The 13,190-nt window shown below is 36.4% G+C and carries 10 protein-coding genes, 3 tRNA genes and 1 pseudogene; 1 reads left to right on the plus strand and 13 read right to left on the minus strand.

Annotated features, from left to right (window positions below; genetic code table 11):
* Positions 1–127: 127 nt before the first annotated feature.
* The 3 genes and pseudogenes from P0N36_RS12730 to gltX all read right to left on the minus strand — a co-directional run bounded on the left by P0N36_RS12730 (position 128) and on the right by gltX (position 3,906).
* A pseudogene (locus P0N36_RS12730) lies at positions 128–1,563 on the minus strand (ISLre2 family transposase).
* Positions 1,564–1,861: 298 nt separating this feature from the next.
* Positions 1,862–2,404: a nitroreductase family protein gene (locus tag P0N36_RS12735; RefSeq protein ID WP_275843232.1), complete on the minus strand. Its 543-nt coding sequence runs from the start codon at positions 2,402–2,404 to the stop codon at positions 1,862–1,864.
* 23 nt (positions 2,405–2,427) lie between these two features.
* The gene (gene gltX, locus P0N36_RS12740) at positions 2,428–3,906 is read right to left on the minus strand and encodes a glutamate--tRNA ligase (RefSeq protein WP_275843233.1); all 1,479 of its coding nucleotides are present in this window, start codon (positions 3,904–3,906) and stop codon (positions 2,428–2,430) included.
* Between the two features lie 319 nt (positions 3,907–4,225).
* Here gltX and P0N36_RS12745 point away from each other — a divergent pair, with 319 nt between their 5' ends.
* Positions 4,226–5,812: a M23 family metallopeptidase gene (locus P0N36_RS12745; RefSeq protein WP_275843234.1), complete on the plus strand. Its 1,587-nt coding sequence runs from the start codon at positions 4,226–4,228 to the stop codon at positions 5,810–5,812.
* Here the strand turns inward: P0N36_RS12745 and P0N36_RS12750 are convergent.
* The 10 genes from P0N36_RS12750 to P0N36_RS12795 all read right to left on the minus strand — a co-directional run bounded on the left by P0N36_RS12750 (position 5,809) and on the right by P0N36_RS12795 (position 13,020).
* Complete coding sequence (locus P0N36_RS12750) at positions 5,809–6,918, minus strand: GNAT family N-acetyltransferase (protein ID WP_275843235.1); 1,110 nt, start codon at positions 6,916–6,918, stop codon at positions 5,809–5,811. The two genes, P0N36_RS12745 and P0N36_RS12750, sit on opposite strands and share 4 nt — an antisense overlap.
* An 18-nt stretch (positions 6,919–6,936) precedes the next feature.
* The gene (locus tag P0N36_RS12755; RefSeq protein ID WP_275843236.1) at positions 6,937–7,833 is read right to left on the minus strand and encodes a DUF2156 domain-containing protein; all 897 of its coding nucleotides are present in this window, start codon (positions 7,831–7,833) and stop codon (positions 6,937–6,939) included.
* Positions 7,834–7,884: 51 nt separating this feature from the next.
* On the minus strand, positions 7,885–8,361 hold the full coding sequence (gene ispF, locus P0N36_RS12760) for a 2-C-methyl-D-erythritol 2,4-cyclodiphosphate synthase (RefSeq protein WP_275843237.1): 477 nt from the start codon (positions 8,359–8,361) through the stop codon (positions 7,885–7,887).
* Positions 8,362–8,393: 32 nt separating this feature from the next.
* A complete protein-coding gene (locus P0N36_RS12765) occupies positions 8,394–9,425 on the minus strand; it encodes an FUSC family protein (protein WP_275843238.1) in 1,032 nt (343 codons plus the stop codon).
* Positions 9,426–9,510: 85 nt separating this feature from the next.
* Positions 9,511–10,608, minus strand: coding sequence for a glycosyltransferase family 4 protein (locus P0N36_RS12770; RefSeq protein ID WP_275843239.1), 1,098 nt, complete (start codon positions 10,606–10,608; stop codon positions 9,511–9,513).
* Between the two features lie 330 nt (positions 10,609–10,938).
* The gene (locus tag P0N36_RS12775) at positions 10,939–11,655 is read right to left on the minus strand and encodes a LytR/AlgR family response regulator transcription factor (protein ID WP_275843240.1); all 717 of its coding nucleotides are present in this window, start codon (positions 11,653–11,655) and stop codon (positions 10,939–10,941) included.
* 353 nt (positions 11,656–12,008) lie between these two features.
* A tRNA-Met gene (locus P0N36_RS12780) sits at positions 12,009–12,082 on the minus strand.
* A gap of 30 nt (positions 12,083–12,112) precedes the next feature.
* Positions 12,113–12,185: transfer RNA gene (locus P0N36_RS12785), tRNA-Val, on the minus strand.
* A gap of 31 nt (positions 12,186–12,216) precedes the next feature.
* Positions 12,217–12,289 (minus strand) — tRNA-Trp (locus P0N36_RS12790).
* 101 nt (positions 12,290–12,390) lie between these two features.
* Positions 12,391–13,020, minus strand: coding sequence for a TVP38/TMEM64 family protein (locus P0N36_RS12795; protein WP_275843241.1), 630 nt, complete (start codon positions 13,018–13,020; stop codon positions 12,391–12,393).
* Positions 13,021–13,190: the final 170 nt, after the last annotated feature.

Raw genomic sequence — 13,190 nt, forward strand, 5'->3', positions numbered from 1 at the left:
GTCCATGTATCAAACGAAGGTGGAATACATCCCTGTATTCTGGCGTTTTGCAATATAGTCATTCCAGGAACTTTATCCTCTACACATCCGGTTTTACTTTTTCTTATGTCTTCTTGCCAATTATAGTTTAATTGATGCCCCTTAGTTTCTTTGTAAAACAATACATGCCATCTACTAACCGGGTACTACCTGCGACTGTCTGATGGTTCCAAACATCTGTATAGGTCTTCTGTTTCCTTTTTATCTCTTTATTCACTTCTTTTCCTATCTCTTCTTGAATAATACGCTGCTTTTTTTCTTGCTTGTATTTAAACAGATCACATACTTTGCCATCATTGGCTACATAGGCTCTCAGCCTAGCCATCTTATCGACACCGACCATTGACCACCCTAGCGGGCGACTACTTAATCTTGAAGACAATAGGTGGCTCACTTGGCCTTCTGCACTACAGCCCATCCTTGCATATTCATCACTATTGGGTCTTATGATGGCTTCCCAGTGATTTTCTATATATACCTTAGTTCTTCTTATCTGTTCGCGTCTACTGTCGCTATCTTCCCATTCTGTGGCAATCTTAAACACCTTTTTTATATTATCTTTATCCTCAAAACTAATACCATCATATATGGCTTCTCTAGCGTCACTTGTTGAATCTCCAAGATGTCTTATAGCCATCATTATTGCTTGGTTTAAATGAAATTTTTCTAGTACAAAATGGCACTTGGTGCCTAATCCGATGGCGCCTGCCTTAATCCATGCGGCTCCATCGCCCATTATGTAGATTTTTTCTATATATGTTTCATCATAGACTGAATCGATGTATTCTAGGACTTCTTCCCATATCTCATTGCTTTTTTTATAGACGCCTGCAATATAATGCTTTCCTACTAATTTCTTTCTTTTACTCGTTTCACTTTCCTTTTCAATTCCCTCAAAGATACAGGCTAGGCGAGGCTCTATTGTGTTGCTTTTATAGCCATTTGTTTCAACTTTTAAATCTCCCTTTTCGTTGTTGAATTGTAAGGATACATGGTCTTCATCGGCATTAATGTATAATATTTTGACCTTTTTCTTTTTCTTCACAATAAGAATTAGTGTGGGTATCTCTAAGCTATGAATATCTTTCATAATTGCCTGCTTACTGATCACATCATCTGTTTTCACAGCATGCTTACCACTGATTCTATAACTACATCTTCACTTTTTATCATATTTTTTGTGATACCACATGCTTGATCAGCTAAGTATATATAGTCGCCTGTCTCTTTTGATTTGAAATAGGTTCGAGTATAATGTATTTCGCCACATGTGCTCGTGAAGGCATTCGGGTCTTTCGATCTCTCGATGACATACCGATCGGTTCGATAGATTGAATTTCTATCAACCTCATCGATGCCTTCAATAGTTTCTGCTATAATCTCTCTTTGTAGCTCTTGCAAGGGCTTTTCGAGTCCTAACACAAACTCACCAATATTCATAGTTTCATCGTTCATGAAACTTTCTACGATTTTTTCAATCTTTTTGATCTCAAACTCCATAAATTGTTGTATACTTGTTTGCATAAGAAAAACACCTTTCTGTTATGATTTATTGTTTCTAGACAAAACTTGTAATATCACAACTTGGTGTTTTTCTTTTATCTTTATTTATCCGACACTATTTTACGCTAACCAAATGCTTAGAATTAAAGCCTTCACAGAGGTTGGCCATCATAGATGAATGTATCGTAGAGATTAACTCCTGTCCAAGTATAACCACTTTAACCTGATTATAATCCGTCATTTCAAAAGCTGAAAAAACTTGTGGTTTAGGTGGATATATCCTTTCATACTCATAAGCCTTTCCAGAACAATGAGGATTCTAATAATGACCTGGATACATAATCTTATACTTATTATAATGCACTTTGTGAACATCAAGTTCCTCTAAGTCGTGAGGTGCTTTTTCCTCATCCGGATAGCCTATAGCAATTATTGCTTCAACCATGTAGTGTTCCGGTATAGATAAAAGTTCCTTTATATAGATCTCTGATGAAGTACCCTTCTCTGTTAATCTTTCTCTGATTTGAACCCAACAGCTACCAAGACCAAGGCGTTCTGCTTCTAGTTGAATATAAGTAGCCGCTATGGCGCAATCTTCAACACACATATCACTTACGCTTGTATCACCGATGATAACAATACCCATAGGTGCTTTGCTCACAAACGTAGATCCATGTGCCTTGGCCTGTGATAGTTGGTTTAGGATATCTTCATCATCCACCACCAGAAAACCCCAAGGTTTTCTGCCTCTTGAACTGGGTGCAAGTAGAGCCGCCGTAACAAGCTTGTCCACTTTCTCACATTCTATTTTTTGGGTCTTGTACTTTCGAATGCTTCGTCGATTAACCAATAAACGAATCATATTTTCACCTCTTATTCGATCACTTAAGCTTTCATGTTATCTAAATCATTTTTCAATTTTTCTAGACCGATTCTAATACGCTTTATAGATTCTTCTTTACCCAAGATAGCAGCTATGTCAAAAGCCCCTCCCGGTGTGGATTCTTTTCCTGAAAGTATGGTTCGAAGTGGCCATAAAATACGTCCGTTCTTCATGCCCTTTTCTTCTACAAAAGCCATAACCAAGTCATGCAAACTCTCAATCGTCCATGTTTCATGGGCTTCCAATATCGGTAGCAATAAAGGCAGATCTTCTAGAGCTGTTTGGGGACTAGTTTTCATACGTTTATGATTATACATATCTATATGGTACTCCGGCACTTTTTCAAAAAAATCAATCATATTTGGGATTTCATTGAACTTCTCAATTCTAGGTTGTGTCAATAGAGCAATGGTTTTTTTATCTAGATGATTATTAAATAAGACTTTATCTATTTCTTTCATAGCGTAGGACAAAAATGTTGCTTCATCCATGTTTTTGATGTACTCACCATTCATCCATGTGAATTTCTTTATATCAAAGACTGCCGGTGCTTTATTTATATGTCTATAATCAAAGGCTTCTACTAATTCTTCTAAAGTGAATATTTCTCGATTGTCTGAAGGCGACCAACCTAGAAGTACAATAAAATTGACTATCGTATCCTTTAGGAAACCTTCTTCAACCAGGTCTTCGTATGACGAATGACCACTACGCTTTGATAGTTTTTTATGGTTTTCATCTGTAATCAGTGGCACATGGACATAGGTCGGTACATCCCATCCAAAAGCTTCGTAAAGTCTATTGTATTTCGGGGAAGAAGAAAGGTATTCATTCCCTCTCACCACATGGGTGATTTCCATAAGATGATCATCCACCACATTAGCAAAATTATAGGTGGGAAACCCATCGGATTTCATAAGGACCATATCATCCAATTCAATATTATCCACTGAAATATCTCCATAAATGACATCTTTGAAGATTGTTTTGCCTTTGGTTGGATTGTTTTGTCTTATAACATAAGGTATATCTGCGTCTAATTTTTCTGCAATCTCATCCATGGTCAAGTCTAGGCAATGTTTGTCATATTTAAAATTTTCTTTGTTCTCTTCAGCTGTTTTTCTAAGCTGTTCCAATCTTTCTTTGTCACAAAAGCAGTAATACGCTTCTCCTTTGTCAAGAAGCTTCATAGCATGTTCTTTGTATATACCTGCCTGTACACGCTCACTTTGGATATATGGACCAAAACCACCATCTTTATCCGGACCTTCATCATGAATCAATCCAGTACCTTCCATGGTTCTATTGATGATTTCTATGGCACCTTCAACCAGTCTCTCTTGATCTGTATCTTCGATTCTAAGAAGGAAGTCGCCTCCTTCATGTTTCGCTATTAGATAAGCATACAAAGCGGTTCTCAAATTACCAACATGCATCCTCCCTGTCGGACTCGGTGCAAATCTTGTTCGAATTTTACTCATCATCTCACTCCATCTTTATGCTCAACATTCACAATCAATGTCTTATGAGCTTAATATACCTTGATAACCAAGGCACTTGAACGTCATACTTTCATCATTATAACATAGGTTACTATGGCTCACAATCCGATTTTTGGATAGAAAATCTATGGTAATATGCATTCGCCGGTTTACTATTTACCACTCAAAGGCTATAATGTTAAAGACACCCTCTTCTTAGAAGATGTCCTCGTTGTCAGTTAACATAATACACTACACATCCATCTCATAACTAACATCGCTTGGTTATAAATGAATATATATTGGAGGCACTAAAACCATGAAAAAAATTCATATACTCATTATGATACTCGTACTATTCATCTTGACAAGCTGTAGCCCGGCTCTTACATTAGATGACCTTGTACAAGCTACTGTTTATTTTCCTGAATCGAAGGATCATCTAGTAAAAGTTGATACCCTTACCCCTGAAGATGGTTTGTCCGACCTATATACCCACCTACTGGATGCACCCGTGAAAGCACAAAGTATTAAGCCTGACCTTATCTATCTACTGGACTTGGATACCATTCGTGGCATCATGAAATATGATCTGAGCTTCGATCTAACAAACAAAGAAGCACGAGCACAAAATATTAATGGTACTTACATAATTCCCTTTGAATGGGTTGATACCTATTTAAAAAAATTACCTATTCGTAATCATTTCTCTTATTTGATGCCATCTAAGCCTCAACTGGTTATTAATGATAGGACTGTGGACTATGCTTATAATCAAGATTGGCAGATACATGTAACAGATAACGTAACCTACGATATTAAGGACCAGACTACACATTTTGAAACCTATTATACAGACACCGATGCTGTTAATATTTCCCTAGAATTTGATCGTAGGTCACCGAATCAGATTCTCTTGGCCATAGATAATGGAAGAGAAGAAATCACCTATACTATAGATGACATCGGTAATTTACCTGTCCCTGAAAAATCCGGTCGCTATACTTATACCTTAATGGCAATATGGGATGATACTACTTTAGATTATTCCGGTAAAATTAACTATGCCTTCGGACTGGACCTTCATCTTAAAGAATCCTTGCATCTTAACAAAACAACTTTTGAGCCCGGAGATAGTATTGGGGTTCTCATTGAACAACCTTTTGGTCTTGACTACAGAATCGAAACCCCTATATTTGAGAATACCATTGGTGTTTTTCATCACGAAAATGAACTGGTTGCACTGGTGCCTATCGATAGCAGAACCGCTCCCGGTAACTATAGTCTAAGTCTATATGAAGCATCGACCAATACACTTTTAGAGAAGATTGAATACCAGATTATCGAAAAGATATTTGAAACACAACATTTGACTGTTAATACCTCCACCGCTTCTCTTAGATCCGATGAAAATGCCCGAAAAGACGCAGAAAAGTTCAAAAATGCAAAAGCTTATTCTGTTGGTGAAAAGCTATGGGATAGCCCTTTTATTCAGCCTGTTGAAGGCCGTATCTCCACAGAATACTCGGTTATTAGATATGTTAATAACGGACCGGAAAGCTCTAGGCACAACGCCATTGATATTGCAGCACCTCAAGGTACACCTATAAAAGCCGCTCATAATGGTATCGTCACATTCTCCTCTGACCTTATTATATCCGGCAATGTGGTTGTCTTGGATCATGGATTAGGACTTTTTACAACCTATGTGCATATGCATAAAATCTATGTAGAGGATGGACAAGAGGTGAAAAAAGGGGAGATCATCGGTGAAGTCGGCTCCACTGGCTTTTCAACCGGTCCTCATCTACACTTTGCTGTATCTAAAAATGGTGTCAATCTAAATCCTTGGAAATTCATGGAGGAAGACCCTTTAGTTTTTCCAACATGGAAACCAACGCCTTAAATCAAAGCGGTAAAATAATTATGGATCGGGTATTTTGGATATAACATATGATATTGATGAATCATGACTTTGGGTCGAATAGTGGCAAGGGATTCCAAGGTGTCATAGCCAAATAACCACTGGGCTAAGGACTCAATATCCACTGTGATATCCGGTGCTTCATGAGTAATGCTAACTTGTCCATCTATTCTATATATATGGTTGTTCTCAAGAATCTGGTCATCTATGACCTTGATGGTACAGGTTCCTAAGAGATCAGCCATGGCTTCAAAAAGTAATTCTACATGAAGTATACGAGCCATCATAAAAGGTTTTTCTATTCTTTCATGTTCTTTCATATGGGGAATTAGATGTTTTAGGGGATTGTTTTTTGGCATTTGCCATTGAATCGACTTTTCCCCTGCAATACTACCCATATAATCTAAGATGTTCATTAGACCTTCATCGGATGTATAAATACATTCTCGAACAAAAATGTCCTCAAAATCATAGTAAATCACATATCCATCAGGGACAATAACCACACGCCCCTTTTCCGAATGCACTTCTTTTAATAAATGTTCAAAATCACGCATGCCTCTGTTTTGAGATAATGTTAATGTTTTCTTGTAATTATTGTATATCGGTAATAACTGTATGCTTGTTTCTACACTTATTTCTTCATTTGGTACTGTCCTTATGATTCGGTTAAGGTTCTGATAATGGAACTTATAAAGGGCAACGTCCTGAATAAAACCAAAACCAAACTGATTATACAGTCTTGAGTCTATAGGCATAAGGACTGAGAAGACATCACCTGCATCATATCTTTCTCTTAGCAGCCATGTCATCATTTTTCTCATTAGACCTTGTCGTCGATGGGATTGTTTTGTTGCCACACCCACCACATACGAAACATTATAGAGACAACCTTGCCACATTAATTGGTATGGGTTTAGGTGGGCCATCGCGATAAGGTTATCACCTTCCATATAACCTGCTACTTGGTTCATATGAATATGGGTATTAAAATAATAGGCCACCAGAGATGGCCCATCTTCTACAAACGTTTCTTGCCATAAATCTAGGGCTTTGTCTTTTTCCCGTTCATCCAGCCTTCTAATCATAACGCCTCCATAGTCATACTAAACTTTCTCACGGATGTTGTACTTCTTGATTAAGTCGATGGGGTAGTAACTTAATTTGGCTTTTCTAAGGCCTTCAAGTCCTAAGTCATCCTCACGGTTAACAAATTCTACATTCGGATAGGCATGTATCAGGAACTCCTGATTGATGGCTTGATAAAGACCTCGTACTTCTGGATCTGCTTTTTCAATATGTATCACCGCTTCTCTATCATGATTCATTAGAGAGCCAATGGTCACTGCTTTTAACACATCGTCAATGTATATCGCGCCCACTTTAACTTCTAGAATGGTCATTTGCTCGATAATCTTACAGACACCGACTATTTCATCAGCTAGCATGCCAGCGTCTTCTCCTTTGGTTTCTCCCCAAGCTTTTACAAACTCACAGATCTCATGATTTCTATCACTAGAAATCTCTTCATACCGCCATCTTCCCTCATATTCTCTTTTGAAGCTATTTAGATGGTTTCTCTTTTTACTGAGTTTTTTACCCTTAAGTGTTCTTAGGGCCTCAGCATCATATAGATAGTCATATTGCTTTCTATCTGTTGTAATCTCAAATTGATCCTTATAGTTTATTTCAATAAAATCTTTGTAGATTTCGTCTGTTACCAAAATCTCAACGGGTTGACGAATACTATGAAAATAATCAATTAAAGTTTCTGTGGCTTCATCGAAATAGCTTTCTTCACAAAGAGGCATTATGGCATAGATCTTGCCTTCAAATTCTTCAATCAACAGTATATAATGCTCAAATTTGGCGTATCGTATGTTGTATCTATTATTCCATAAATATAGGGTAGCAAAACAATACTCACAATTTGGGATAGAACGTTTATCAATATATGGTGTTAATACTTCCTGATCATCAATGGTTAATGGTTTTAGTTCCATGTTGTTCTCCAATCTATGGGCCTGATTCTTACTAGCTTCATATTTCCAATTTTATTCACTTTTTATCAGTAAACAGATGGCTTGGGCACTGATGCCTTCTTTTTCACCGGTAAAGCCCATTCCTTCTTCCGTTGTTGCTTTTATATTGATATTACTTATGCTGGTTTTTAGGGTTTTCCCTATAATCATACGCATAGTATCTATATATGGGGCCATCTTAGGAACTTGAGCAATAATGGTGGCATCTATGTTCACAAGCTTATAGCCATTTAGGGCCATAAGGCTTCCAACTTCTTTAAGAAGCATGATGCTATCCGCATCCTTGTATCTCTCATCTGTGTCCGGGAAGTGCTTGCCGATATCACCCAAAGCCATCGCACCAAGTAAACTGTCCATAATTGCATGGGTCAATACATCTGCATCACTATGTCCCAAGAGCCCATGGCTATGGGGAATGGTCACGCCCCCAATAATCAAATCTCTACCTACAACCAATCTATGTACATCATATCCCATGCCTATTCTCATATTATTTACTCCCAATTCTATTAGCTCGATTTTTAACGCGACAAATAGTGGGTTAATAGATGATCCATGTGCTCAATATTCTCATTTAAGAGTTTTAAGGTTTCATGGGATTTATCTCTTGAACCCACCACAATAATACTCGTGACGTCCCTATTGTGAATGATACAATCTAGTTTTTCTAGAAGCTGATCCATACGGTGGAGAATATGCTCAAAGCATTCTACAAATTCTGGCTCCTTATAACCATGATCACCTTTGGACAATCTAAAGCAGATGTCATATGTTATATGAGACATTTCCCTAAGTAAGGTGGTCATTTTTATGATTTTCTCAAGTTTAACACTTTTTTGCTCATTCTTAAACGTAAAAAAATCTTTCTGGTAATCCATGATTGTTCCATTAATCCAATTGATATTATTAAATAAATCCCCATAGTCTTTCATTATTATATGAGCATCCTCATAATTCTTAAGGCTTAACATATGATAAATGGCTTTTGTTTTTTTACTGATTTGATCTAATAAGTGATAGACTCTTTTTTCCATCATATGTTTATAACCCATAAATGAAAAAAGCAGATTAACAAACATGGCAATGGCAACACCTGTTATTAAGGCGGTTATTCTAAGCTTAAAGGTTTCAAATTCACTTGGATTACCAAGCAAGTCCAATTGCACATATTGAGTCATATAGATAGATGTAAATACTGCGACAACTGAAAATTGACGCCAATTGATTAACAAACTAACATACAAGGTAACCGTTATAGATAATGCCGCTGACCATGGATTATAGCCTAAAACTGATAAGATGATACCAGTTATTAATGCGCCAATAATAGAGGCTTCGACTTGTTTAAACCCACTTCGAATGCCTGTTAAATTAACAGGTTCTAAGGTTAACATCATACCGAAAAGCACAGAAATCATATCTTTCGACACATACGGAATGCTTTCCCCTACAAAAGAACCAATCAAAACCGCAACAAAAGCTTTTAATAGAAACTCCTTCGTATCAAAGAGCCTTGCTTCCTTATTAATTAGAATATAGTTTAACAACTTCATTTTATGCCTCATTTCTTTTAATCGTTATTGTTCCATCATCATACAACGAAATCAAGAATAAAACAAGATATGTCATGACATATTCCTATAACTTTTCTTTAAGTACCGCTTCATAGACCTCATACGTTTTCTCATACGTATTATCTAGGGTAAAGCTGTGAACGATATTGGTGCCTTGCTTGATTTTCTCTTCAATTTTATTTTTATTAACAGGATCTAGCACCCATTTAATCTGTGCTTTTATCATAGATACGTCATTGGGATTGAAATAGATACCCGCATCCTGTGCTACTTCTCTAAAACTACCAATATCACTTAATATTGTCGGACATTTCATAGTAAATGCTTCCAATATCGGTATGCCAAATCCTTCATATAAAGAAGGGTAGACAAAAGCTAACGCTTGACGATAACAAGCCGCCAACACTTCATCATTCAAATTACGTTGCCCTACTTGTCTGTTAATACCAAGTTCAGCAATCTCTTTACGTTCATTTTCTGTAAACTCACCACCTCCAACGCATAAAAGATTCAGTGTTTCATCTTCTAACAGAACCATCGACATGGCCTCTAAAAACAGCTTAAAATTCTTATTGTCTGTTCTTTGTCCTACAAACAGAATATAGCGTTTTGGCAATCCTCTTAAGGTAATGTTGACTTTTCCAAATCTTAAAGGTAGGCCATGGTATACAACTGTAATCTTCTCAGGTTCTAAATGATAAAAATGAATTAAGTCTTCTTTCGTATTATTTGAAACTGCGATTATGTGATCTGCGGCCATAATCAGCTTTTTTTTCTCTTCCAATAAAGTATCAATATTACCATAATACTGAGGAAATAGTTCTCTACCTAAATCATGAATCGTAATAACTACTTTTTCATTTTTAAGATATTTCAAAAAATAGGTATTATAATTCGTGGGATGAAAGATATCCACCTGTTGCTTACGCAAAGTTCGTTTGGTCAAAAACTTTGAAATCCAATTATTAACCTTCTCAATTAGCATACTTTCATATTTATGATCAAAATTATCATTTAATTTATTATAGTAATAATTTTTCGAATGAAATACCGGTACAATCGCATCTTCCTTATCAGAGCATTGAATCAGATTGGTGAAATATCTGGATATACCCCCATAACGTTGTGTTCTAAATATTTGATAATCGTACAATACTTTCATAATTCATCCCTTCATCTATCTAGCTTATCCTGTCATTTAGCCACTTACAGCTTTCTCCTTCTACAATCTTAACCTATTTGATACAATTACGTCAACAAAAGAAGCTTTAATTAAGAAGAATGACTTGATGTGATTAAAGCATTAAAATAAGCTTCTCAAATTACCAATAAAAATAAGCGCCATAAGGCACTCATTTTATTCATTAATTCGACTTTCTTACTTGCATGATACTTAGGAAGTGGCAATCCACAGTTAGAGTATATAGATACTTCTTCATTGTGGATTAGGCTAGCCAAAATCTTTTAACCATAGGATAGAAGCACGAATCAATTACAGCAATAGATTATAGTTTTCTTTGTAAGTGCGTCCAATTGGTATCATATTATCATAATGCTTAATTTTGATCATACTTTGGCTATTGTTTTTATTAACATAGTCAATGAACAATAGATTCACAATGTAACTTCGATGAACACGAATGAACTGTTCTTTCGGTAACTGTTCCTCAAGTTCACTCAGTGTCACTCTCCCAATCGGGTGCCTATCATTTTTCGTGTAAATATAAGCAACCTTATCTACCGTCTCAATATAGACTATCTCGCTATGGTTGAAAAAATAGTCTCTTGATTTACGTCTGATTTTAAGCTTACTTAATTGATCTTGAATAATTACTTTTTTGTACAAAAGTTCTTCTAACATATCCGTTAAATAATTCATAGAAAATGGTTTTCTAATATACCGATTGCACTTTGAATTGTTATATGCTTCTAGGATATTCTCGGTTGGCTCTTTGATGCCTGTAACAATGACAACCCAAGCCAACTCATATTGTGGTAGCTTTCTAATGGCATCAATAAAAGAATAGCCATTACCATCCGGCAAGAGAAGATCTACAATAAAAATGCTTATTTCGTTCTTTTTTGCCATATCCAATGCGTCCTTAATGGTGGTTGCTTCAAGAACATGATCGAAAAGCTTCTTTATGCTTACCGCTTCTTTAATCTGCTCACTTATCTCCGGTTCGTCTTCTAAAATCAACAATGTCATATATGGCCCCCCAATGCATTTAGGACTCCTCATCAGCCCCAATTCTTAGTGTATTACTGTCAAATCAAAATAGTAAGTTATGCTAACAAAAACCTTTAACACTTGAACACACTAAACTAAGTCACTAATCTATCGCCATACTTTATGTCAACAGGTATTATTGACTACTTAACCATAGTATAACCTCATGAATTTCTTTAAACAAGTGCAATGTACCCATTTGCTTTCAACCTGTCCTAAAGGATTTCTTACCTAGGCCTTTAGTGTCGGTTTTGATACATTATGACAACCAATGATATACTGTATTCTATTTTTAGGAATTAAAAAAAGACCTCATAAGAGATCTTTTTTAGTAGCGGAGATCGGATTCGAACCGATGACCCTCCGGGTATGAACCGAATGCTCTAGCCATCTGAGCCACTCCGCCGTATATGTAGTTATAGAGCTTACACTCTAATGGGCGCAACAGGGCTCGAACCTGTGACCCCCTGCTTGTAAGGCAGGTGCTCTCCCAGCTGAGCTATGCGCCCGGGAGATTAATAATTACCATTATGATAATAACAGGGGCAGTAGGACTTGAACCCACGACATCCGGTTTTGGAGACCGACGTTCTACCAACTGAACTATACCCCTATACTTATTGTAAACTCGACAAACTCGCTTTGAAGCCCCATTTTTTTATTGGAGCAACGAAAAGAATTATAACATCCTGATGTTCATTCGTCAATAGCCTTTTATACTTTTCTGTGTTTTTTGAATCTTTTTTTTTCTATTTTCTTTTCATACCATGATATCATGCGTTTCCCTATAAAAGATACTACTATTGTTAAAAGAATTAATAAAATGGATTTGTAAGGTTTTGAAATAAATGCTCCAACATTATAGCCAATGAAGCTTAAAGAAAAGACCATAATTAATTTCCCAAAAAACAAAGCAAAGAAATAATCATCTTTCTTCACATCTGCCAATCCTGCTAAACCGCAAACAATAATAGAGGGGGTAAAAGGGAAGGCCAGCATTACAAAAATCGGTACAAAACCCTTCTCCTTAATCCAATGCAGTAAATTGTCAAACCGTCTGCTCTTATGCACCAAACGACTAAAGCGGCTGTGTCCAAATCTTCTTATAATCAAAAAGACCAACCATGAACCAATAAATGTTCCAATGAAAGAATATAAATAGCCTTGCCAAAACCCATAAGCCAATACATTGATGGTGACAAAAACAACCAATGGCAATGGTGGAAAAAAAGCCTCAACCATGGCTAAAAGGATGCCGGCAAATGGACCGTACTGAGCAAACCTAGCCACAAACTCTAGAACCAACTCGTATTGTTCCGTTAATGCTACTGTATCAATGTCCATGCTAATCACCTTTCCCAGATATATAAAACCCATCTTCTCTAGATATTTAGATGAAAAGATGGGTTACAAGTCTGTTATTCGATTGTTATGTCTTTTTCATCTACTTTTTCATCGACTGTAGCTTTTCCTGCTACTTCTTCTGTCTTTTTTTCCTCAGTATTTTTTATATC

This window comes from Petrocella sp. FN5 (genome assembly GCF_029210395.1).
Lineage (GTDB): Bacteria > Bacillota > Clostridia > Lachnospirales > Vallitaleaceae > Petrocella.

Excerpts from the sequence above, each read along its gene's own strand:
- P0N36_RS12735 (WP_275843232.1), bottom strand. The coding sequence starts at position 2,404 with ATGATTCGTTTATTGGTTAATCGACGAAGCATTCGAAAGTACAAGACC.
- gltX (WP_275843233.1), bottom strand. The coding sequence starts at position 3,906 with ATGAGTAAAATTCGAACAAGATTTGCACCGAGTCCGACAGGGAGGATG.
- P0N36_RS12745 (WP_275843234.1), top strand. The coding sequence starts at position 4,226 with ATGAAAAAAATTCATATACTCATTATGATACTCGTACTATTCATCTTG.
- P0N36_RS12750 (WP_275843235.1), bottom strand. The coding sequence starts at position 6,918 with ATGATTAGAAGGCTGGATGAACGGGAAAAAGACAAAGCCCTAGATTTA.
- P0N36_RS12755 (WP_275843236.1), bottom strand. The coding sequence starts at position 7,833 with ATGGAACTAAAACCATTAACCATTGATGATCAGGAAGTATTAACACCA.
- ispF (WP_275843237.1), bottom strand. The coding sequence starts at position 8,361 with ATGAGAATAGGCATGGGATATGATGTACATAGATTGGTTGTAGGTAGA.
- P0N36_RS12765 (WP_275843238.1), bottom strand. The coding sequence starts at position 9,425 with ATGAAGTTGTTAAACTATATTCTAATTAATAAGGAAGCAAGGCTCTTT.
- P0N36_RS12770 (WP_275843239.1), bottom strand. The coding sequence starts at position 10,608 with ATGAAAGTATTGTACGATTATCAAATATTTAGAACACAACGTTATGGG.
- P0N36_RS12775 (WP_275843240.1), bottom strand. The coding sequence starts at position 11,655 with ATGACATTGTTGATTTTAGAAGACGAACCGGAGATAAGTGAGCAGATT.
- P0N36_RS12795 (WP_275843241.1), bottom strand. The coding sequence starts at position 13,020 with ATGGACATTGATACAGTAGCATTAACGGAACAATACGAGTTGGTTCTA.